Origin of the sequence: Bdellovibrio sp. (assembly GCF_036384735.1) — a bacterium.
Lineage (GTDB): Bacteria > Bdellovibrionota > Bdellovibrionia > Bdellovibrionales > Bdellovibrionaceae > Bdellovibrio.
In genome coordinates this window covers 24,826-47,358 of the sequence record NZ_DASVLT010000058.1, presented here as the reverse complement: position 1 = coordinate 47,358, position 22,533 = coordinate 24,826, and the positions used below count along the sequence as shown (strand labels likewise).

Below are 22,533 nucleotides of genomic sequence, written 5' to 3'. Positions count from 1 at the left end.
TTTATTCATCTTTATCCGCTGTGAAATAGCATGAACCCGCGAGGAATATTTGATCCCCTCTGTTAACAACATAGAATAAAGACATGAGTCAGTTCGCCAAAAGCCTCCAGGCTTCTTTCAGGAAAGCCCTTCATAAAGCTCGCCGAAAAAAAGTTTCGGTCAGCCCTTCAGATGTTGTTAATATTCTTGAGACGGCTCACGATGCTTTTGTATCTATCGACGTCGACAGTCGTATTCTTATCTGGAATCAACAGGCCGAAAGGACCTTCGGTTGGACCAAGCGAGAAGCTATCGGGAACTTCCTTCCAGATCTTTTAATACCCAAAGAATATCGCAAGGCCCACCTGATAGGATTAAGTGCCTTCCTAAATACAGGTCAGGGCAAAATTCTGGGAAAAACGATAGAACTGCCAGCCCTGAAAAAGGATGGCACCATCGTTCCCGTTGAATTGACGGTGACCTCATACCAACAAGATGACTCTTATATTTTCAACGCCTTCATTCATGATATTTCTGATAAAAAGCGCGCTACCAAAGTTCAGAAAACCCAGCTGGAAATTACTCAGGTATTAGCTGAAGCAGCCGATATCTCGGAAGCCAGCACTCGTATCTTCAAAATTATCGCGAAAGCGTTCGATTGGCAGTTCGCAGCCCTGTGGTGTATCGATTCTGAAAAGATGCTCTTGAAATCTTGTGATTTTTGGTACGAAGATCTTCCGGGATTCACAGAGTTCGAACAAAGATGCAGACAACTGACTTTTACCGCGGGAATGGGGCTTCCGGGGCAGGTATGGCTTAGCGGTCAGCCCGTATGGATCGAAAAATTAGAAACACTTAAAAATTTTCCGCGAATCTCTGAAGCTATCAAATCTCACCTTAAGAGTGGCCTCTGCTTCCCGGTCCTCGCTGGCAGCGATTATGTCGGTACAATTGAATTCTTTAGTACGAATTATAAGCCCGTTGACCAAGATTTACTTACACTGATCAGTGATATTGGCTTACGTCTTGGCTTTTTTATCCATCGCAAATGGACCGAGAAAAATCTCTATCAAGCAGAAAGTCGAATGCAGCAATTCATTGCTGGAGTCAAAGACTACGCTATCTTCTTTCTGGACAAAGAAGGCAACATCATGAGCTGGAATGAGGGCGCAAAAAAGATTACAGGCTATGAATCCGCCGAAGTCGTTGGCAAGAATTTTTCAATATTTTACACCGATGATGCCAATGCTCGTCGCCATCCTCGACTTGAACTGGAGCTGGCAGAACAAAACGGCCGTTACGAAGAAGAAGGTCTTCGTGTTCGTAAAGATGGCGAAACATTTTGGGCTAATGTTTTAATCACGGCCATTTATGACGAAAATCACAAAGTCACAGGCTATGCAAAAATCACCCGAGACATCACTGACCGCAAAACAGCAGAGGAAAAACTAAAAAGCCTCAATCAAGAGCTTGAACGTCGCGTAGAAGAACGCTCGGTCGAAGTAAGTAAAAGCGAATCACTTTTACGTTTAATTACCGATGCATTGCCTTTGGGCGTTGTCTATGTTGACTCTAATTACAAATTTCGCTTTGTGAATCATACTTATTCAAAATGGATTAACAAACATAAAGACGATATCGTCGCTCAGAACGTCGAAGACATTATCGGCGCAAGAACTTCAATGGCTATCATGCCGTTTCTGCAGCAAGCTTTTGAAGGGCACGTCAGCATCACAGAAAGCTCCATTTACTCTAATCGCAAGGAACGCTTGGTACGCGTTCAAAATATTCCCGATCTTGCACCAAATGGATCTGTCCGAGGGGTGGTTGTAGTTTTAACTGATATCACCAATCAAAAATATCATGAACATGCCCTGAAAAAATCCAGATACGAGGCGGAAGCAGCTAACGAAGCGAAAAGTGCGTTTCTAGCGAATATGTCCCACGAAATCAGAACACCTCTGGGGGCAGTCCTTGGTTTTTCCGAATTAATCATGAGTTCTGATATAACTGATGGAGATAAAATCGAGGCCATGAATTCCATCAAACGGAATGGCGAACTTCTATCCAATATCATCAATGACATTCTTGATCTGTCAAAAGTCGAAGCTGGCAAACTGCGCATCGATCGGAAATATGTCTCTTTAGATGAAATCTTAACTGATATCACTCAGCTTATGAGCCTAAAGGCCTCTGAAAAAGGTCTCTCACTGCGAGTCATCATTAACAATAATGTACCGAAGATTTTGAAAACGGACCCTCTTCGTTTAAGGCAAATTCTGGTGAATATCGTCGGAAATGCAATCAAGTTCACTCCCCATGGAAGCATCGCTGTGGATATTTCATCATCAAAAGACGGCAGAAAGATTTTCTTTGCTGTGAAGGATACAGGTATTGGTATCAGCGCCTCGCAGGTTGAGCATCTATTCCAGCCATTTAGCCAAGCGGATATCTCTTCTCGCAGAAGCTACGGAGGTACAGGCCTGGGGTTAGTTCTTTCCAAAAATCTCGCCAATCTTCTGGGCGGCGATGTCGTACTGAAGGAAAGCACCCGAGAACAGGGGAGTATCTTCTTAATCACAATTGATTCAGGAATCAAAGAGCATTCCGTCGAAACTTATCATGTTGAACAAAAGAAGCAAGAGCCAGCGAAACCTCAGACTATCAGCCTTTCAGGAATTCAAGTCTTGCTCGTCGAGGACGTCGTAGACAATCAGGTTCTGGTCAGTCGCTTCCTCTCGATGGCGGGAGCTTCTGTGGACATCGCAGAAAATGGTCTTGTTGGATTAGAAAAAGCTAAGAAACAATCTTACGATTTGATCCTGATGGATCTGCAGATGCCAATTATGGATGGCTATCGAGCTACAGCCGAAATTCGCAAGATGGGAATTAAAACACCTGTCGTAGCGTTAACCGCTCATGCTCTGAAAGAGGAGCGAGAACGTGCATTGCAAAGTGGTTTCACAGATTATCTTAGCAAACCAGTGAATCGTAAGGCACTCATCGAGCACGTTGCTTATTATGGCGGCAACAAAGATTCTCGTAGTCCTGATGCTAAAGTGAATCCTTAATTTGGCTTTTCAATTGCAATTATCCCTCTGAAAGACGCCAAACGCTTTTAAAGGGATTTCCATGTCACTATTTAGACAGATGAGAGACAAATTAGTGCCTGCTCTAATCGCGCTGGCGCTATTTTTAAACCCTTTACTGTCTTGGGCAGCAGGCCCTCAGTGCTCGCAGATCTTCAACGACTCAATTCGAGACACGGCAAATGGATACGCATATTTAGGTGACGACATCCAAGAACATCTTCTTTCAATCATCGATCAGGCAAAATCCACGGTGGACATTGAAATGTCCATTGAACCTCATCAAAGACTTATGGATCTTTTAAAGAGGAAAACTTCAGAAGGCGTTCGCGTGCGTGCCGTGATTGACGGACGCCATATTAAGAAAAATTCCAGTTATAGAAAAATGTGGCTTGATACTTTAGAAGAACTTAAAAAAATGGGCGTAGACTATGTCATCTCTGACACAGATGCCCTCGCTAAATCACGTCGCTATCCCGGTGCTGTTCTTCATCGTAAAATCATTATCGTTGACTCACAGTTTTTCTATGTGGGAAGTGCGAATTTTTCAAAGCATCCAAATAACTTTGAGGTCGGATACTTTGGGCCTTTAGTGAAAACATCACGCTTGCAAGAGGTCTTTAATTCGGACTACGCCGCTGCAAAGGACTCTTGGATAGAACAGCCCTATAAGCTTTCTGAAAATCCCAATATTCAATTCAACGACGACTCTGTCTTAATGATAGGACCGGGAACAAAATATCCTGACTTCCAGGATGTTCTTGTAAAAGAGATTCAAGCGGCACAAAAGAAAATTCTTCTTTCTATTTATGAGGCTACCGACACGAAGGTGCTCAAAGCTTTGATCGCCAAAAAAGAAGCCCATCCCGAAATGGATATTCGCGTGGTTCTTTGTGCCTCGAAAATGCCTGTATGGTTTATGCACAAGAAACTGGAAGCGGATAAGAATTCTTATTTTAAAGCAAACCTCTTAAAAGCCGGCATCGACGTTCGCATATTTGGTGGCGGCAATCAGTTTAATCATTCACGATTTGGTCTTTTTGATGAAACTATCTATGGCAGCAGTGCTGATTTTATCAAACGTAGCTTTGAAGGTAGCATTGATCTAGGTTTCCTCACCAAAGACCAAGACCTTGCGATGTGGAGCGAGCACAGCTTTGATCACCTCTGGGAGCAAAGCCGAAATGTCGAAAACATCACTCTTCGCGAACGCCTTGTCGAAGGCTTCTTTATGCTTATGGAGAAGATGACATATATTTTTATGCAGATTAAGACATTACCCTTACCGAAATAAACTCAGTAATCTATTGACTCCGCTGCTTATTGGCCCCATAAAGCTGTGTTTTAACTTTTGTTAAAAGAGGGGTTTATGAAAAATTGGGCGAAGGTAGCCGTCTCTGCACTGATGGTATTTTCCGGAACATTTGCACTGGCTGAAGATTCTCAGACAGTAAACACAACAACGACCAAAGCGACGGGCAACAACAAAGCTCCTTCGCAAGGCGAACAAGTTGATGACTTGATTACGAATAACAATTTGCGTGCTTACTCGGGTTCGACATCTCGCTGGTCTATTGCTTCGGCGTTTAACTACAATGGTGGCACTGTTAATACTCCCCTGTCTCAAGATCGTCCGAACATTTCAGATGCCTCTGGAAATACTGTAAAGGCGGACTTAGATGGATCGATTTCAGTTAAGTATAACTTAAACGTTCAAAACAGTTTGATGGCAGGCGTGGGATTACGTTGGATTGCTCCGTTTGAAAAAAATGGCCCTCGCGATTACAGCGGCACGACAACAGACGTAATGAATCCATACCTTCAATACCAATACTTGTACAAATGGACCGGCATCCAATCCGTTTTGCAAGTCTCTGCAATGAAATGGACTCAAGCGGATCAAACGGCTTTTGGCTATGACTACCAGCTTGGTGTGGATCAAGAGAACGTTTACGAAATCGGATCAACAGGTCTTTCTGTAGGCGCTTCAATCATGGGGCAATTCCAAGGATTCAACAAATCTGGTTCTTATTCTGGCAATGGCACCTTTATCGCAGATCTCAAAACTCAACAAAGCACTTATGCTTTTGCCTTGTCGCCATACCTTGAATATCAAATCACAGATAAAGTGAATTTCAGAACTTTGATCAGCCTGTGGTCCTACGAGCACTACGCTTCTGATAATGCCGGTGTGTACGTACACGACAAGGTCTATCAGTCTGTGGGAATTGGCTATGCTTTGACTCGTGATATCTTCCTATATCCAAACGTGCAGTTCTTGCCTGATCAAATGGAGCCGTCTTTGACGAATGTTGCACTGAGCGCTACTATTAATATGTTCTAGATTTTATTTTAGAATTTCCAATAAGAGTGTCTTCAAAGCCTATTCTTTCCTGAATAGGCTTTTTTATACCCAGAAATATCTCTATATGAAACAAGCCTGGCGTCTAGACTTTCAGTGGTCTCGCGTAAAGGTATCTGAGCAATATTAAGTTTATAGATCTAGGTCCGAACAGTTCTCTAGGGGGCCACCTTGAGAGCGTTTTTCTTCATCGCGATTTTCATCCTGTCAGGTTCAGCATCGGCGGAACATATATCAAGTCTTAGCTGCCCAAGCTCTGACTCTGCTATTCAACCTAAAAACACTCTGTCAGCGAAATGGGATGCGGCCGAGCATTCTTATCTTGGCGATCTAGCTATTAAAAATACCTGCGTTGAAATGAATGTTCCGGCAAATCTCTGTCCCGCTAAGTTTTTACGTTACGATAAAAAAGCAAGCTACACTTATGGACAAATGGCAGCCCTTGGTGATTTCTATCAATCCGGCGATCATATGTTTGAAGAGAATAACTTCGAAAATATCGCAGCCGGTGGAATGAATAATATTTTTCGATGCATGGACAAAGAGGGCAAGGTGATGTTTGAACAACGCGAACATCCTGAGCTTAATTTTCCCGACTGCAATTGGACTTATTTGATCAACTCAAAAGAATATCTGGTTCTTGCCGAAGACAACTTTGATCATTTCAGCTGGGGTGCCGTGAAAGCTTATATCAGAGAGCACACTCAAGCTCTTCAATTAGCACAGCAATCTTTCGAGATGCGCCAACAAAATAAACTATCTGCTGCGGATTATTATTTCCGCAGATCTGTATTCGTTAATTCTGTAGCAGATCATTATCTCATGGATTTATTCGCTGCAGGGCATGTGGACGTGCCACGTCTGCAAGTTCGTCAGTTTGCTCAAAATAATTTGTCGGGCCTATTTAAGACACTTCGAGGCGATGCCATGGCTATTGTCTTACATGACAATAACTCTCACGATGAACAAATGAATGAAATCGGCCTGAGTGTTGCGAATTCTCGTGGCGATGCTTGGTGGACTCACTCGGATGGTCATATGATGGTTTGCTCTACGGATATGGATCCTGTGATTTTGATGCCTACATTAGCAGTTCAGCAAAGTCTTAAAGATCTTTATGAAGTATTATTGAATGGCAGGTCTATTGGTGAGTATAAATCACTAGAATATGTTCCTCGCGCAAATCCAGATATTCTTGCCAATAAATATAAATACGCTCTATCTGGTGATCCAGATCAAAAGAAAAAATTCATTGATCAGTTGAAAACCACCATACCTGGTCCTTTAAAGCTGATCACTTCGAATAAGGATATCGAACTGATGATTCGAAACCTACCCGCTATCATTCAGCGATATCAAAAACAAATACGCAGCGAACTCAATAGCAACGATAATTTGAAAAAAAGAATGTCGCCTGCGGTGCAGAGTCTTTGGTACTCCTTCAATTAAAATTAATAACTCAATCGATCTGGTTACGGTTCGTTAGGCATATCGGTGTGAAATGCCCTTTGCGCATCTTCATACCCGCCTAAGCTAATGACATCTTTAAAGCCAAGTTCCTTCATGATTTGAACAGCCTGGGTTGCCCGTTTTCCACCTTTGCAATAAACCTTGTAGGTATCGCTTCGCTTTAATGAAGAAACTCTGTCACTAAAATTAGGGTTTAATACATCGTAATTTAAAGCGTGATCTATGTGTCCCTGAGAATATTCTTCAGGAGTTCGCACATCCAAGATAATCAGCTTCGCGAAGGCAGACCCCACTTGAAAAAATAATACGAGCGCCATCAGTGCCAGCTTCATAACGCCTCCTACCTACTCGTATCTTAGTCCCTCGGCGCTTGAGAAGGAAGAGAGGTCGCTATTAAGTTTTCATTATCTAAAATCTCCACCTCCGCTTTGGCAAGTCTGCGATAAGCACGAATACGATCCCAAATCGGATACCAATCAAATAAAATGAGCTCAATAGGCTTCCACATAGAAACCCAGCCAAATATCACAACGCCCTCTCGCAAAGTAGTGACTATAATCTCGCTGTCAAAAGATCTAATCCAATGAGCTATGCCAAGACATATAGATAGAATTGAAATTCCAATGACAAGAAACAGCTGGGCCATCTTCATATGCTTTGTTAATTGTGCCTGTTTCATCATGGTTTGATATTCAAAATACTCATGAATCGCTTCTTTAATTATCTGCGGAGGCAACTGACCTTTTGTTTTTTCAATGTAGATTTGAATCTTGATCGGTCGGCGAAGCGAAAGTTCGTCAAGGCTTCCCTCGAGATAGCGAGTGAAATTTTCGTCCAAGTCCTTCTCGCGAAATGGTGCGGGATCTCGCAAATCGAACAACTGATCAGTCTCAGAGATTTTAATCTCAATGATTTGTAGGCCATTCTCGACTTTATACCGCTCCGATGTCATGCCACCACCCTATGCTTTACGGAAAGTAATGCAAATCATGCTCTCGTGAATAATCATATAAATCAATGAAACAACTTGTCCCAGGCAATCTTATAAGACAAAATGACATGGGGGTTTCTAATGGAGCTTTCATTTTTAGGCGGAGCCGGAACGGTGACTGGTTCCAAATTTCTACTTAGTCATAATGGCGAGCAAATTCTAATCGACTGTGGAATGTTCCAAGGTTTAAAGCAGTTTCGCTTGCTTAACTGGGATAAGATTGATGTCGATACCAAGCAACTTAAAGCTATCATTCTCACTCACGCTCACTTGGACCATTGTGGCGCTTTGCCGTTAATCGTTCGACAAGGTTTTAGAGGCCCCATCTTCTGCACCTCCCCCACCAAGGAAATTGCCAAAATTGTTCTGCTTGATGCTGCAAAAATTCAAATGGAAGAAGCAGATTACGCAAATAAAAAGCGATTCTCAAAACACAGTCCAGCAAAACCTCTTTTCGATCTAGATGATGTGGAAAAAGTATTTCCTTTATTTAAATCTTTAGAGCTTTATCGAAAAACCGAGATTGGTGAATTTCAAGCGACGGCCAGATTAGGCGGTCATATTTTAGGGGCCACCTCGATCTTGATTTCTGCTGACAACAAGCACATTTTATTTTCAGGAGATCTTGGTAGATACAACGATCCAACAATGCCTCCTCCAGATCCCCCTGGCGATGTAAGCCATCTTATCATTGAGTCTACTTACGGAGACAGACTTCACTCATCCGAATCTTCCAGTGAAATTCTAACCGAACTAATTGTAGATACGTGGAAGAGAAAAAGTATCCTTTTAATCCCCGCTTTCGCATTAGGTCGTTCACAAAACTTGATCTACGAAATTCATAAGTTAAAACAGCAGGGCCAGATTCCCAAAGAAATTCCAGTGTACTTCAATTCTCCGATGGGTCAGGAGATCTGCGCGCTGTATGGAGAATTTCTACCGGATCAAAACGGTTTACAAAAGGACTTCAAAGAAAGCTTAAAAGAAATTCATTTCATTGGCTCTGCCGAGGATTCAAAAAAACTAAATCAAACTACTGAAAGCTGTGTGATTATCGCGTCAAGCGGGATGCTTACGGGAGGAAGGGTTTTACATCACATAAAGGCTTTTGGCGATAATCCCCAAAATACGATATTGCTTCCTGGCTTTCAATCTGCCGGAACTCGTGGATGGTCTTTAGTGAACGGGCAGAAAAAAATTAAAATCCATGGGTCTTATATGGATGTTAAGGCTCGCCTTCTTAATTCAGATTCTTTTTCAGCTCATGCCGACCAGGAGGAGCTTGTAAAATGGGTTTCTTTAATGCCTAAACCACCAAAACAAACTTTCATAGTTCATGGAGAGCCTTCCGCCTCAGATGAATTGCGCAAAGCACTTCAAGAAAAATTAAAAATCTCAGCGGTCATACCTATCTTAAATTCGTCTTATGAAGTCCTCTAGGAAATCATATTTGTCCAAATGGTTTCCTAGAGGTCCTATTTTAATGAATAGAGATCTGTTTTGACATTGCGTTTTCAATTTTTGGAATGGATACCTGCAACACTCCGTTTTCAAATTTTGCGTCGACTTTCTTTTCGTCTATTGCCTGTGGCAAAGTGAAGCTTCGAACATAAGAGCCGTATGAAATCTCGGACAGGAATCGTTTTTTTCCTTTTTCTTCTTTCTCCGTTTTTCGTTCAGCCTTGATTGTCATCGTATCGCCGGACACTTCGACCTTTACGTCCTCTTTTTTCACGCCGGGCAAATCTACCTTTAATAGATAATTTTTTTCCTCTTCAGTGATTTCGCTCGACGGAGAAAAATCCATGAGGGAATCAGAGCTTCCTCCCCGCAATTCCATAAGTTCATTCATCATTCGATCAATCCGTTTTTGAAAACTTGATATCTCGCTGAGCGGATTTGAAGAAAAATGCTCCTTCCAAAATGTTGGTAAGTTGGCCATACATCCTCCTTTTTTTATTTAATATTAAATCTTAAACGATTGATCCGGAAGAAATCGAAAGTCCTAGTGCCTCAAAACAAACCCACTTTAAGTCAGAGGGGAACGTACAATGAGCACAGGAACCGCAGAACTTAACACCAGATTGCGAGCAGTGCTTCCAAGAAAGGAGGTTAGAATTTTACCACGACTGTGGGTCCCCATCACGATGATGTCGTACTTCTCATCAACAACACTGTTGATGTTCATCGATAGATCTTCCTCATTTTTCAGCAAAAGACTTTGCACATTGAGGCCTTTAGTCTGAAGTTGCTCAATTTTTTTTGCTAAATCCACTTCTGCGCGCTCACTAATTTCCTTAAGAATGAGATCGACACTTTTGGTACTCACTCGGTGGGAATAAATCATTTCTTTCAGATGTGAAATCTTATGCCCAACAGAATGACAGAACGTTAGGCTGGCGTTCAACCTTGCGGCAAATTTAAGTGCAAATTCTTCTGCCAAGGAACTTGCCGCAGTTAAATCGCTCAAAAATAAAATTCGAATTGCATTAGGCTCACGAATTTTAAATTTGTGCCGCTGAGCCTCTGGACCTAATACAAGAACTGGCACCTGGACATGTCGAACAACCTCTTCAGAAACACTTCCCAAAAGAGCTTTTTTTAATCCAGTTTTCTTTTGCGCCCCCAGAATAACAAAGTCCAAACGCGCCGACTCCTTCGCTTCCGTTAAAATAACAGATGCTGGATCGCCGCTTTTGCAATCGATCTTAAAATTGATGTGATTTCTTTTTAAGATTTCCTCTAGCGTTGAAAGAGCTTCTTGTTTTTGTCTTTCTAACTTTTCATCAAAAACAGGGAGGCCTGTTTTTGGATTACTGTCGACATAAAGCGCCCATAAATTCTGATTCAATCGCTCGCAAAGTTTTGCCGCCAGATCCTGCAGCAGTTGAGATCTTAAAATTCCAGATTCACTTTGATCGCCTAAATCATCGGCTAATAGAATAAACTTTTCCACAATTTTTCCAGTGCTTAAACATCCTGGTCCTCACAATCATCTTACATTTTTTTGCGATTTCTTGATGAGGTCTTTTGACACTGGAGCATTGCCTTGATTCCTGTCAAAGATCTCATATCAGCTCAACAAGAACAGTGATATCTACAATCTATGGAGAAGTTCAGAGCGATCTTTGAATGGGTCAACAAGCGAAAGCTTTTGAGCATTTCTATATTCTTACTGCTCATCCTCGCGATGATCGTCGTCCAAAGAATATTTAGACAATCTGAAGGGCAGCTCTCCGCCCCCCTCAAGCGTTCCACTATCATTGATGCGGTCTATGGAATCGGCACGGTAACTGCCTATCACAGATATTCTATCAATCCCCTCGTGGGCAGCAGTGTCGAAAAGAGTTATGTCAACGAAGGAGATTCTGTCAGGAAGGGTGCTCCCCTGGTTGAAATTGGGAGTGATGTTGTTTTTAGAGCTCCCTTCAGCGGGATCGTAAATTTTTACCCTTATCGTTTGGGTGAAAATACATATACAACCACACCACTTCTTATTCTTACAGACGTACAGAATCGATATATTGTCGTCTCGATGGAACAGCAAGGTGCTTTACGGGTTAAGAAAGGTCAAAAGGCCCGAATCAGCTTTGATTCTTTAAGAGAGTCTGTTTTTGAAGGAACAGTCAGTGCCGTTTATTCCTATGCAGGAAATTTTTTAGCAAGAATTGATTCTCTGAATCTTCCAAGTTCAATTTTGCCGGAGATGACTTGTGATGTCGCCATTGTCATCGCTACCCACGAAAATTCTCTCGTAATCCCCGTCGTGGCTTTTGAAAATGGCTCAGTCTGGAGAAAACGCGGTCGCAGTCTGCCTAAGTCCGTGCCCGTCAAGATCGGTGTGACCGATGGAACATGGGCAGAAATTCTTGAAGGAGATCTCGCCCCCGGAGACCGCTTACTTATCCGCAGACAGGTGAGCCAATGATATTTATAGCAATAAAATATCTTTTAGAACGAAGGCGCCAAACCATTCTTACTCTTTTAGGAGTTTTTTTTGGCACACTAGCATATGTCGGAGTGTCTGGATTTTTTGTTGGATTTCAAAGTTTCATTGTCGACCAGCTGGTAAATAATGCCGCTCAAGTTCATATCGAGGCTCGAAAAGATTATCTGACTGCACATATTCTCGATAAGCCTTTCTTTGGGGGACCCGATATTTACGTCAGATGGCAAGGCGCTCCAGCCGGGGTTGAGGGATATCAAGAAATACAGAGTCCACAAACTTGGTATCAAAGACTTTCCCAAGATCCTCGCGTTGAAGCATTCACTCCCCAACTTTCAGCGCCAGCATTGATATCGCTTCGAAAAAACTCGGTCGGCACGACCGTGACCGGCTGTGATCCAAAACAACAAGCAAGAGTCACAACAATTGCAAATTATATGATTCAAGGAAAATTCACGGACATTGGTGGCGGCGGTAATAGAATTATTCTAGGCGATGAGTTAGCAAAACGCTTAGGAGCTAGCCTCACTCAAATTATTTATGTCTCTGTGGGTGTCAATCCTGTACGAATACCATTTAAAATTGTGGGTCGCTTTTATACTGGCAATCGGGGAATGGATCTTCAGGCTTATGCCGCACTTAATGACGTTCAACGCGCCAATCTAACGCCGAATCAAGTCAATGAAATAGGAGTGCGACTGCGCGACTATCGAAATGCTGATTTTATGGCAAGAACTTGGTCACAAAGTTCCCCGGAACGTGTTGAAAGCTGGGGCGACCAAAATGCGAATATCTTGTCTGTCTTTAGAATTCAAACGGCTCTGCGCTATTCTATGATACTCACAGTCCTCATCGTAGCGGGGTTTGGCATTTATAATATCCTAAATATTACTGTGAACCAAAAACGCCAAGACATCGCCATCTTGCGCGCATTAGGATACGACGGGTTTGATATTGTCATGCTTTTTTTCATGCAAGGTTTAATGGTAGGAATTGCGGGAACAGTGTTGGGACTTCTTTTTGGATATTTGACCTGCAAGCTTTTGCAAAGTGTGCCGTTAATGCTTCCAACACCATCAAATCCTAACGGCACCCTGCACATCTCTTTAACTTGGGAAATATTTGCGCAAGCAACCTTCATGGCTCTTTTTTCTGTTTCTTTAGCCAGCATCCTCCCTGCCCGAGCCGCAGGAAAACTGACCCCCATCGAAATTATTCGAACCGGAGGATAAATGGGCATTATCTGCAATCATGTCTGCAAATCATTTGGTACACCGCCTATCGAAGTCTTAAAAGACGTTTCAGTTTCCATTCCTGATGGTCAATTTGTGGCACTTACGGGACGATCCGGAGCCGGAAAAAGCACTCTTTTGTATGTCATGAGCTCTTTGGACAATCCAACCAGTGGCAAGATCATGATCTCGGACAAAGACATTGCAGAAATGGATTCCAAAGAACTTCACTGGTTTCGCAATGTCAAAATGGGTTTTGTATTTCAATTTCACTATCTAATTGCAGAACTCACAGTTTTAGAAAACATCCTTGTACCTGCTCTCAAGCTTCACCGTGAAGACGAGCGAAAGGGACGCGCAAAAGAGCTAATTGAAAAATTTGGGCTCACTTCCAAACTTGGACGCTATCCCCGTCAACTTTCAGGAGGAGAAACACAAAGGGTCGCAATCGCTCGTGCCCTTATCATGCAGCCGCAATACTTATTTGCTGACGAACCAACAGGTGCTCTGGATAGTGCCAATGCGGACATCGTCATGAAAATTTTAAAAGAATGCAATGAAGACGATGGAACGACGGTCATCATGGTGACTCACGATCCCGACTTTGCAAGCATGGCTCAGCGTCAGCTCAGACTGAGCGACGGAGTTTTAGTCGAGGACTCCGCTTCAATCCCCGCCCCACTTTGACTTAAGTTCGGTGACAAACGGCACCGTCTCTAGGAATAGAAAATTCAACCAAAATTGATATGCATTGATGCAAAGAGATTCTTTTAAGTGGTCCTTGCATCAACACTATGAAAACATCGAAGCGATCTCTTCCTAAATTTGGAGGTATATCATGGAGAAATCCTCAGAAAATCTCCCAAGAATTCTATGGCTCAATCAAATTCACGCTGATCAAATAAAGGTCGTAGGTGGGAAAACCGCTTCGTTGGGCGAGATGTACAATAGCCTTTCAAAGGTTGGCATCCGTGTTCCCAATGGATTTGCAATCACAACTCAAGGTTTTCAAGATCATCTCAAAGAGCATAACCTATCAACACCTCTTAAAGATCTTTTTGATGAAATCAATATCACAAGCTCCGAGAGTCTTTCTGAAAAATCTTATTGGGCTCGTCAACTGATACTGACGTCGCCTCTGCCCCAGGGTCTAGAACGGGAGATTCTAGAAGCCTATGCTAAATTAAGTGCTGAATCGGGAGAATCTGAAACTGACGTAGCCGTTCGCAGCAGTGCCACAGCAGAAGATTTGCCCAATGCAAGCTTCGCTGGCCAACAAGAAACTTATCTTAATGTTCGGGGAAAACACCAATTGCTTGAAGCCTGTCGTAGATGCTTCGCCTCCCTTTTTACGGAACGAGCCATTTCTTACAGAAACAGATTCGGTTTTGATCAGCTTAAGGTGAGTTTATCCGTTTGCGTTCAGAAGATGGTACGTTCTGATTTAGCCTGTGCAGGAGTCATGTTCACCATCGACACTGAAACCGGATTTCCTAATGTTGTCTTAATTAGCGCTGCCTATGGACTAGGGGAAAATGTCGTACAAGGCCTCGTCACCCCTGATGAGTATTTTGTTTTCAAACCTACTCTTAAAGAGTCGATTCAACCGATTTTACGTAAAGAACTTGGCAGCAAAGAGACCAAACTCATCTATGATGTCGGTGGCGAAAGACTGACTCGCAATATACCGGTTTCCATTGAAGATCGCGAACAATATGTCTTATCCGATCCAGATATCTTGGAGCTTGCCCGCTGGGGAGTCCTCGTTGAAGAACACTATAGTAAACTTCGAGGCGAAAGCACACCTTTAGACATTGAATGGGCCAAGGATGGTAAAGACGGACTTCTCTATCTTGTTCAAGCCCGTCCAGAAACAGTGCACTCTCGAAGACGAGCCACCATCATAACGGAGTCACATCTTGAGGAAAAAGGTAAACTTCTCATTCAAGGTCATAGCGTTGGAAATAAAATTGGCAAGGGCGAAGTTCGAGTCCTTCAAAGTCTATCAGATCGGGACCAGCTTAAATCCGGAGAAATCCTCGTCGTAGATAAGACAGACCCAGACTGGGAACCCATCATGAGAAATGCCTCAGCGATTATCACAAATAGCGGAAGCAGAACTTGTCACGCCGCCATTGTGAGCCGTGAGCTCGGCATTCCCGCGATTGTCGGAACAAAAAATGCGACCAGTATTTTACACAATGGTCAGAAGGTCACCGTCAGTTGTGCAGAGGGTGAAGTTGGCAATGTCTACGACGGATTCTTAAAATACTCTGTGGAAGAGGTGGACGTCGGCAAACTTGAACGCCCCAACACTAAAATCATGCTTAATATCGCAGATCCTGCAAAAGCGATGGCATTGTCCTTTCTCCCCCAAGATGGGGTGGGCTTAGCGCGACAAGAATTTATAATAACCAACTACGTGAAGGTCCACCCGTTAGCTCTCATTCATTTCAATGATCTCAGAGACTATACAGTTAGAAGCGAAATCATTGAACTAACAAAACATTACAAATATATGTCACAATATTTTGTTGATAAACTTTCAGAAGGGATCGCCATGATAGCCTCTGCATTTTATCCCAAAGATGTGATTTTAAGATTCAGCGACTTTAAAACCAATGAATACTCTCACCTTCTTGGCGGAGAGCAGTTTGAACCTCGCGAAGAAAATCCGATGCTAGGCCTGCGCGGAGCCTCGAGATATTATCACCCGCTTTATCAAAAAGGCTTTGCACTGGAATGCCAAGCCATTCAGCGGGTTCGTGATCATATGGGCCTGACAAATCTCAAGGTCATGGTTCCATTTTGTCGGACTCCCGAGGAAGGCAAACTGGTTCTGGCTGAAATGAAAAAGAATGGCCTCATTCAAGGACAAAATGGCCTTGAAGTTTATGTCATGTGTGAAATTCCTAGCAATGTGATTTTAGCAGAGCAATTTGCTGACATCTTCGACGGATTCTCAATAGGCTCCAACGATCTCACGCAGTTGGTCCTGGGGGTTGATAGAGAATCTCATCTTCTGTCAGAAAAGTTTGACGAAAGAAATGAAGCCGTTAAATACATGATCACCTCTGCGATTCGTACAGCTCGAAAAAAAGGAAAGAAAATTGGTATCTGTGGTCAAGCACCAAGTGATTATCCGGAATATTCAACAATGTTAGTTAAAGAGGGCATCGACAGCATTTCACTCAATGCCGATGCCATTCTAAAAACACTTAAAGTTATTTTGGAAGAAGAGAAAAAACGAAAAGGCACTAAACAGAATCAACCTTCGATAGATCACCAGATTTAAAAATGTACAGAGGATTCTATGAAGCCCTATCACCACAACCTCCAATCTCTATCGACAACCGAGGCTCGAGCCCTGTTCGAAGAATGCTCTTTCGGTCATCTGGCTTGTCACCATCAAAAAGAATTATATCTTGTACCCATTTCTTATCTTTATGTCGACAACACCATCTACAGCCATTCAGCACCGGGAAGAAAAATCGACCTCATGAGAAAAAATCCGGAGGTTTGTGTTCAGGTTGAAAAAATCGAAGACTTCTATCATTGGAAGAGCGCTATTGCCTGGGGAACATTTGAAGAACTTCGCGATGACGAAGCCTCTCGAGCCATGCGCATGCTCATTATGAAAATGAATCAAGCCGTGGAATTAGGGTCTTCATTAGCTTTAGATATGACCGCACAAATCGAGTCCGCAATCATTTACAAGATCAATGTAAAATCAATCACAGGTCGCTTCGAAATATAGGAGCTTTGCTATGCGAAAACCATATGTTCTGCTGGCTGATGACCTTCGCGATAAATCATCGTCAGACTGGCAACGATCGACGGCAATAAAGAACGCCACAAAGTTTATGGCAGATCGCCTTAAACTGAATATCAAAATGATCTATATCGATAACATAGCCAAAAAGTCTCATCATCTTAAGAGCTTTGACTTTAAGCGAGCTACCGAGTGGAAAAATCAGGTTCAGGCCTTTCATCGTCAAGCTAACAAGCAGTTTAACCAAGATGTCGATTTAACAATTCAACCAGGGTCCCCATCGGAACAAATTATTGAGACGGTCAACACCTCTCCGAAGCCGGAACTTCTCATTATGGGGACACGCAATCGCAAAACGCTTAAATCTCTCTTCTTAGGAAGTGTGTGTGAGGATGTTTTGAGACACTCAAGGCAACCCGTCATGGTTCTTGGTCCTAAGGCCCTTTCCTACAAATTCAATCGTTCAAGGAAAGAGAAATTAAATATCGTTCTCTTTTCAGATCTAAAACACAACTCGATAAATGCCGAAGAATATGCTCGCTCTTTAGCAAAGGAATTAGACGCCAATCTGACAGTTTGTTTTTCTGTCGGCGATCAGGTCTTAGAAATAAAGTACAATGTTTACTCGGGCGGATTTGTAGCCGACAACATAGAGGAAACTTTCAAAGCAATTTACGCAAACGCAGCTCGATCCTTACAAAAGAAAATCAGAACATTGAAAACCAAAGGCGTACATGTTGAAGGCAAACTATTAACTCAAGAAAGTCAGCTTGCGAACATTATTTCAGCAGAAATTAAGCGAGGATATGACCTTGTTATCATGGGAACAAGAGGACGCTCCAAAGTTCTAAGAGCTTTCGTAGGAAGCTCAACACGATCAGCAGTGCTTAACTCTGTTGTCCCCATTATCGTCGTGCCATCATAGATAGATGCTACTTTTTTATAGGTATCCAAAACGAAAATGTCGATCCCTGACCGAAGTGAGAATCCACGAATATCTGTCCCCCATGGGCCTCGACAATACCCTTTGAAATACAAAGTCCAAGGCCAGAACTGGGTTCTCCTTCACTGGGCAAGGTGCTTGTTTTACCGAATTCCTTAAAAAGTCTAGGAATCTCGTCACCTTTAATTCCCTGACCTTTATCGGCGACAGAAAAATAAATTTTGCCATCCTCATGCCATACCGAGAAAATGATTTCTGTTTTTCTAAACGAGAATTTCACCGCATTAGAGAAGAGATTTTCCACAACTCGACGAATCTGGTTGTGATCAAATTCAGATTTATGAGGCAAACCTGGCGCCACCCGTGCCAGAAAATCAATGTCTTTGCCCCTAGCCAAGATTCTTCCCGAGGCAATCAGTTCGCTGCAGAAATCATGTAAATCGATCTCTTTGATCATAAGACGAGGCGTTCCTTCTTTAGATTGCATACTCGAGATGTCATCAAGAAGAGAAACCATAGAGTTTGTATTTCTTTTGAGAATGGCGAAAATATCTTTGATTGTTTCGGGAAGGGATTCATACCAATTTTCACTGGCGGTTAAATCCAAATAGCCTTCTATGACGTTAAGAGGCGATCGCAAATCATGAAGAACCTTTGCAAAAGCCCTATCCTTTTGCTCCATTTCTGCAAATGCATTTTTAAGATGAGCTTGTTCGACGATCACAGAAAGCTCATCCGCCAAGGGACAAAATATGTTTACATGCGAATTATCATAGGTATTTTTGAAACGGCTCGAAAAAAATACTACACCGATAGCCTTGCTTTCCGACCACAGTGGACAAGTTAAACTTGAAAGAATATTATCCTTTAAAATTAATCGCGTGGACTCAGAGTTAGGATGCGTCTGCGCATATTGTTCAAGATCATTTATAATTCGCGGTTTTCCTGAATCGATGATCTCTTTCAAGCTGCTACTGACAAGAAGTGATGAATAATTTTTCTTAAGGGAATCGACAGGCATTTTTGATCTTACCCAAACTAAGCGAATTCTTTCGCGATTCTCTTCCAAAAGCGCTATACCCATTCGGTCAAATGGAATAAGCAGACCAAGCGAATCAAAAAATGCATCAAGAAGCTGCTCAAACGCATAACCTGATCCCATCTTTAAGTTAATTTCACGAATCACTTTTCCAAGAAGGGAATTGATTGCATCACTATTTGAATCCAGGTTTCTGTCCATAGTCATTATTCCGAAATTGATTTGTGGTTTTCTAAAGCTCTAAATTTGCCGAACATGGGTCTCGTGCAAAACGACCTTTGTTTCCCCTACAGATCGCCCGTTAGCGTAATCATCAATGCTTTGTAGAGTTGTCTTAGCAATATTCTGAAGAGCCTCTTTGGTTAGAAATGCCTGATGTGAAGTGATTAAAACGTTGGGAAAAGTCAGCAAGCGGGCCAAGAGGTCGTCCTGCAGAACTTTTCCTGACAGATCTTGAAAGAAGATATTTTCTTCCTCTTCATAGACGTCTAGAGCTGCTCCCGCAATTTTTTCTTTCTTTAAAGCCTCTAAAAGAGCCCTGGAGTTAATCAAAGCCCCGCGCCCCGTATTCACTATCAATACACTCGGCTTCATCATTTCAAACTGTGGAACATCCAAAATATGATGCGTTTCTGGAGTCAGAGGAACATGTAAAGAGATCACATCGGCCTCTCTACACAAAGTCCCTAAGTTTACATAGGAAATATTCTTTCGTCCTTCTAACTCGGGGTCCTTGACAAGATCGCAAATCATCACTTCACATCCACAAGCTTGCAGTATATGGCAAAGATTTTTCCAATTTTTCCGGCCCCTAAAACGCCGACTTTTTTTCCGTGCAAGTCAAATCCAACCAGCCCATCTAAAGAAAAATTTAAATCCCGAACTCTCCAGTACGCCCGGTGAATTTTTCTATTTAAAGAAAGTAAAATTCCAAATGCGAATTCTGCGACTGCATAGGGAGAATATCCAGGAACTCTCGTCACTAAAATATTATATTTTTGTGCCGCCATCAGATCCACGTTATTAAATCCCGCCGAACGAAGAGCAATGTGTCGCACCCCTATTGAATGCAATTTAGAAATGCAGGCCTCATCAAGCTTGTCATTTACAAAAACGCAAATCGCTTGGCTTCCTTCAGCAAGCGAAGCAGTGTCGACATTAAGTCGACTTTCCACAAATTGTATATCGAAAGAATATTTTTTATTTTCTTGCTGAAAGAAATCTTTCTCGAAATGATGAGTGTCAAAGAATGTGATCCTCACGGTACCTCCTAATACATCTTGATCGGGGCTGATCGAACAACCATGACTGGAATAGGTGATCTTAAAATCAGATTTCTTGCTGAGCTTCCTATAAATGCCGTTAAAACCTTATTTCGAGTGTGAGTTCCCATTACGATAAGATCAAAAGAATCATCTGCCATCTCAACAATGACATCCTCGATATTCCTTTCATCTCGGATTAACAGACGTTCGACATCAATATTCTTGTTCTGGATCTGCTTTACTTTTCGCGTGAGTGAACTTTCAGCGCCTCTTCGAATGTTCTTTAAAAGCGAATCAGAGGGAACCGTACTCAAGGAAGAAAGCATCTCTTTAAGATGAAAAATCTGATGTCCCACCGAATGACAGACGGTCAGTTGAGCCTTAAGTTTCTTGGTAAGATCAATGGCCACTTTTTCAGCGGGTCCACTAGCTCCTGAAAGATCACTGAGGAACAATATCCTCAAAGGCTCATCAAGAGGCAGTTCATACTTCTGCTTTAATGCTTCTGGACCTAAGATCAAAACAGGGACCAAGGAATTTCGAACCACCTCTTCTGAGACGCTGCCTAATATAGTTTTTTTTAAACCCTTTTTATGATGCGCGCCCACGACAACCATCTCTACAGAGTCGGTGTCTCTTGCCTCTTTAATAATGCAATCTGAGGGATGTCCACTGACAGAGTTGATCTTAAATTCAATGGGATAATGAGAGAGTTCCTTTTCAACCAATTTTTCAGATCGCTTTTCAACTGTCTCTATTAAATTTTTAAGATTGTCAGAAATATCACTGGTTTTAGCCTTGTTAGCATAAAGAACCCACAAAGGCTCTTTAAGACGGCGGGCGAATTCAGCTGCTAAATCTCGTAGTAAGTGAGATCGTGATCGGCCCGATGACGTTTGATCCTCAATGTCGTCAGCCAGAAGAATATATTTATTAGCCATAACGCCTCTTTGATAAATGAATCGAAATTTCGATAACATTCTCTATAAGACATTATACTAAAGGCAAATCAACCAAAATTGGGATAGAGTCTTTTGACAAGGTGAAGTTCGCATGCGCTTATTGCATCGCACAAGCCTAGCCCCAAGTGAGAACGACTAAAGCGCAAAGCTCTAGTCATTCTAAACTTTATCTTCGAAGCTAATGTAGACCACAGTTTGATTTAAAAGCATGTATGCAATTTCACCAAACGTCATTGGCCCCATAATATTGCCGGTCTTTTTTCCGTTCAAGTGAGCGTACAAATAGTTCAAAACGCAGTTACAAGATATCGTGGGATTATCAACACTCAGAGTACTTACTTGCTTATCAAATTCAGCCTCATAGTCAGAGACAGGATTGGCAAACTTGTATTCTACGTCCGCAAAAATAGGAGCATAGAGTTTTACCTTCTCATGAGAATCTGACACGGACATAATGCTCACATTAATCATCGCTCCAGAGTAATTGGCGACCAAAGGTAGTTGAGTATCAATCTTACGACTTTGAATATAATCCCGGAAGCTCATTTCCTGTCCGTTTACAAAACAACGCTCAACTTCAAACCCTGTTTCTTTAAAGACTAAAGTGTCTCCACTACCCTGATTAAATAGGTTTATTATATTCACACGTCCAAATTTGTTTTCTGGAAGCTCCAGCGAAAGAACCACCGCCTTGTCCGCAAATGATTCCCCAGTCAATCCATTGTAGGTCTTGGCGATTTTTCGCGCATCTCTCTCTAGATGAAAGCCAGTCACCCATCCAAGCAAAGGTCGATCGAACAAGCCAGGAAATGTTGAACATCTTTCTGCAAATACCCGATGCGCTTCAGAAAATGCCGGAATCATAATAAAAGAGACCCCATTGTCAGGATAATCAGAAGGAATATTTTGAAGCTCATGCGCACCATAGCTCAAAGCTCTGACGCTTGTTATGAAATCAGGAAGTTCACCCACCTGGATTAAATCACTTGTATCAATTCCGCCTTTTTCCGACATAAAATAAGGGATCGTTCCGCCGACCCAATTCCCACGCGGAAGCTGAGACAAGAGCAGGTCATCACCAGCTAAAAGAAGCTTTCTTCCCGCCCGAATCATGTTTGTTACTTCGGTGACATTAAATAGAGTTTTCATTTACGTTCCCTCTCCAAATATACATTTAATGTCGGTAGAGACAGAGTGTTGGTTCTTTTTAAAGAATTCGTAGGCAATAGATATGGCTTCATCAACTCTTTCTGAAGCGGGATTTCCGCTCACAAGTTGTCTCACACGAGTGACAAGCATCTTTGTTGCCAATGCCTGCAGAGGGTATTCAGTTTGTCCCGCTACAAGCTCACGCCAGCAGGGATCGTCTTTAGGAGGTAGCATTTTACATCGCTTGTTAGTGTTAACGTCTCACCACCCACTCTATCGGACCCTTAAGTAGAATAATATATAGAAAAAACTCATAAACAGATTACAAAACAGA

General features: G+C 42.3%; 19 protein-coding genes and 1 pseudogene. 11 read left to right on the top strand and 9 right to left on the bottom strand.

The window, feature by feature from the left end; genetic code table 11:
- Nucleotides 1-83: 83 nt before the first annotated feature.
- The 4 genes from VF412_RS17750 to VF412_RS17735 all read left to right on the top strand — a co-directional run bounded on the left by VF412_RS17750 (nucleotide 84) and on the right by VF412_RS17735 (nucleotide 6,879).
- Entirely contained in the window at nucleotides 84-3,050 is a 2,967-nt protein-coding gene (locus tag VF412_RS17750) for a PAS domain S-box protein (protein ID WP_331340608.1), read from the top strand.
- A 61-nt stretch (nucleotides 3,051-3,111) separates the two neighbouring features.
- Complete coding sequence (locus VF412_RS17745) at nucleotides 3,112-4,362, top strand: phosphatidylserine/phosphatidylglycerophosphate/cardiolipin synthase family protein (RefSeq protein WP_331340607.1); 1,251 nt, start codon at nucleotides 3,112-3,114, stop codon at nucleotides 4,360-4,362.
- A 75-nt stretch (nucleotides 4,363-4,437) separates the two neighbouring features.
- On the top strand, nucleotides 4,438-5,412 hold the full coding sequence (locus VF412_RS17740) for a hypothetical protein (protein WP_331340606.1): 975 nt from the start codon (nucleotides 4,438-4,440) through the stop codon (nucleotides 5,410-5,412).
- Between the two features lie 189 nt (nucleotides 5,413-5,601).
- Complete coding sequence (locus VF412_RS17735) at nucleotides 5,602-6,879, top strand: hypothetical protein (RefSeq protein WP_331340605.1); 1,278 nt, start codon at nucleotides 5,602-5,604, stop codon at nucleotides 6,877-6,879.
- Nucleotides 6,880-6,902: 23 nt separating this feature from the next.
- Here VF412_RS17735 and VF412_RS17730 read toward each other — a convergent pair whose 3' ends face one another.
- A complete protein-coding gene (locus tag VF412_RS17730) occupies nucleotides 6,903-7,232 on the bottom strand; it encodes a rhodanese-like domain-containing protein (protein WP_331340604.1) in 330 nt (109 codons plus the stop codon).
- 23 nt (nucleotides 7,233-7,255) lie between these two features.
- Nucleotides 7,256-7,852, bottom strand: a complete 597-nt coding sequence (locus tag VF412_RS17725) for a hypothetical protein (protein WP_331340603.1) — start codon at nucleotides 7,850-7,852, stop codon at nucleotides 7,256-7,258.
- 120 nt (nucleotides 7,853-7,972) lie between these two features.
- Between VF412_RS17725 and VF412_RS17720 the strand changes: the two genes are divergently transcribed.
- Nucleotides 7,973-9,331 (top strand): MBL fold metallo-hydrolase, encoded by a 1,359-nt coding sequence (locus VF412_RS17720; protein WP_331340602.1) that lies wholly within the window; start codon nucleotides 7,973-7,975, stop codon nucleotides 9,329-9,331.
- Nucleotides 9,332-9,371: 40 nt separating this feature from the next.
- Here the strand turns inward: VF412_RS17720 and VF412_RS17715 are convergent, their stop codons facing one another.
- Complete coding sequence (locus VF412_RS17715; RefSeq protein WP_331340601.1) at nucleotides 9,372-9,833, bottom strand: Hsp20/alpha crystallin family protein; 462 nt, start codon at nucleotides 9,831-9,833, stop codon at nucleotides 9,372-9,374.
- A gap of 87 nt (nucleotides 9,834-9,920) precedes the next feature.
- On the bottom strand, nucleotides 9,921-10,847 hold the full coding sequence (locus tag VF412_RS17710; RefSeq protein ID WP_331340600.1) for a universal stress protein: 927 nt from the start codon (nucleotides 10,845-10,847) through the stop codon (nucleotides 9,921-9,923).
- Nucleotides 10,848-10,997: 150 nt separating this feature from the next.
- Between VF412_RS17710 and VF412_RS17705 the strand changes: the two genes are divergently transcribed.
- The 6 genes from VF412_RS17705 (at nucleotide 10,998) to VF412_RS17680 (ending at nucleotide 17,766) form a co-directional block, all read left to right on the top strand.
- The gene (locus VF412_RS17705; protein WP_331340599.1) at nucleotides 10,998-11,819 is read left to right on the top strand and encodes an efflux RND transporter periplasmic adaptor subunit; all 822 of its coding nucleotides are present in this window, start codon (nucleotides 10,998-11,000) and stop codon (nucleotides 11,817-11,819) included.
- Nucleotides 11,816-13,069: an ABC transporter permease gene (locus VF412_RS17700; RefSeq protein ID WP_331340598.1), complete on the top strand. Its 1,254-nt coding sequence runs from the start codon at nucleotides 11,816-11,818 to the stop codon at nucleotides 13,067-13,069. The genes VF412_RS17705 and VF412_RS17700 overlap by 4 nt, the downstream gene beginning before the upstream one ends.
- Nucleotides 13,070-13,756: an ABC transporter ATP-binding protein gene (locus tag VF412_RS17695; protein ID WP_331340597.1), complete on the top strand. Its 687-nt coding sequence runs from the start codon at nucleotides 13,070-13,072 to the stop codon at nucleotides 13,754-13,756. It abuts the gene before it with no gap.
- A gap of 151 nt (nucleotides 13,757-13,907) precedes the next feature.
- Entirely contained in the window at nucleotides 13,908-16,364 is a 2,457-nt protein-coding gene (gene ppsA / locus VF412_RS17690; protein WP_331340596.1) for a phosphoenolpyruvate synthase, read from the top strand.
- A gap of 18 nt (nucleotides 16,365-16,382) precedes the next feature.
- Entirely contained in the window at nucleotides 16,383-16,826 is a 444-nt protein-coding gene (locus tag VF412_RS17685) for a pyridoxamine 5'-phosphate oxidase family protein (protein WP_331340595.1), read from the top strand.
- A gap of 10 nt (nucleotides 16,827-16,836) precedes the next feature.
- Nucleotides 16,837-17,766 carry a universal stress protein gene (locus tag VF412_RS17680; protein ID WP_331340594.1) on the top strand — a complete coding sequence of 310 codons (930 nt, stop codon included), beginning with the start codon at nucleotides 16,837-16,839 and terminating at the stop codon, nucleotides 17,764-17,766.
- Nucleotides 17,767-17,773: 7 nt separating this feature from the next.
- Here VF412_RS17680 and VF412_RS17675 read toward each other — a convergent pair whose 3' ends face one another.
- From VF412_RS17675 to VF412_RS17655, 5 genes and pseudogenes are all read right to left on the bottom strand, one after another.
- Nucleotides 17,774-19,024: a GAF domain-containing sensor histidine kinase gene (locus VF412_RS17675; RefSeq protein WP_331340593.1), complete on the bottom strand. Its 1,251-nt coding sequence runs from the start codon at nucleotides 19,022-19,024 to the stop codon at nucleotides 17,774-17,776.
- Between the two features lie 39 nt (nucleotides 19,025-19,063).
- Nucleotides 19,064-20,085 (bottom strand): annotated as a pseudogene (locus VF412_RS17670) (2-hydroxyacid dehydrogenase).
- An 8-nt stretch (nucleotides 20,086-20,093) separates the two neighbouring features.
- A complete protein-coding gene (locus VF412_RS17665) occupies nucleotides 20,094-21,029 on the bottom strand; it encodes a universal stress protein (RefSeq protein ID WP_331340592.1) in 936 nt (311 codons plus the stop codon).
- Nucleotides 21,030-21,209: 180 nt separating this feature from the next.
- Nucleotides 21,210-22,199 carry a DUF6976 family protein gene (locus tag VF412_RS17660; RefSeq protein WP_331340591.1) on the bottom strand — a complete coding sequence of 330 codons (990 nt, stop codon included), beginning with the start codon at nucleotides 22,197-22,199 and terminating at the stop codon, nucleotides 21,210-21,212.
- On the bottom strand, nucleotides 22,200-22,433 hold the full coding sequence (locus VF412_RS17655; protein WP_331340590.1) for a hypothetical protein: 234 nt from the start codon (nucleotides 22,431-22,433) through the stop codon (nucleotides 22,200-22,202).
- Between the last annotated feature and the right edge of the window lie 100 nt (nucleotides 22,434-22,533).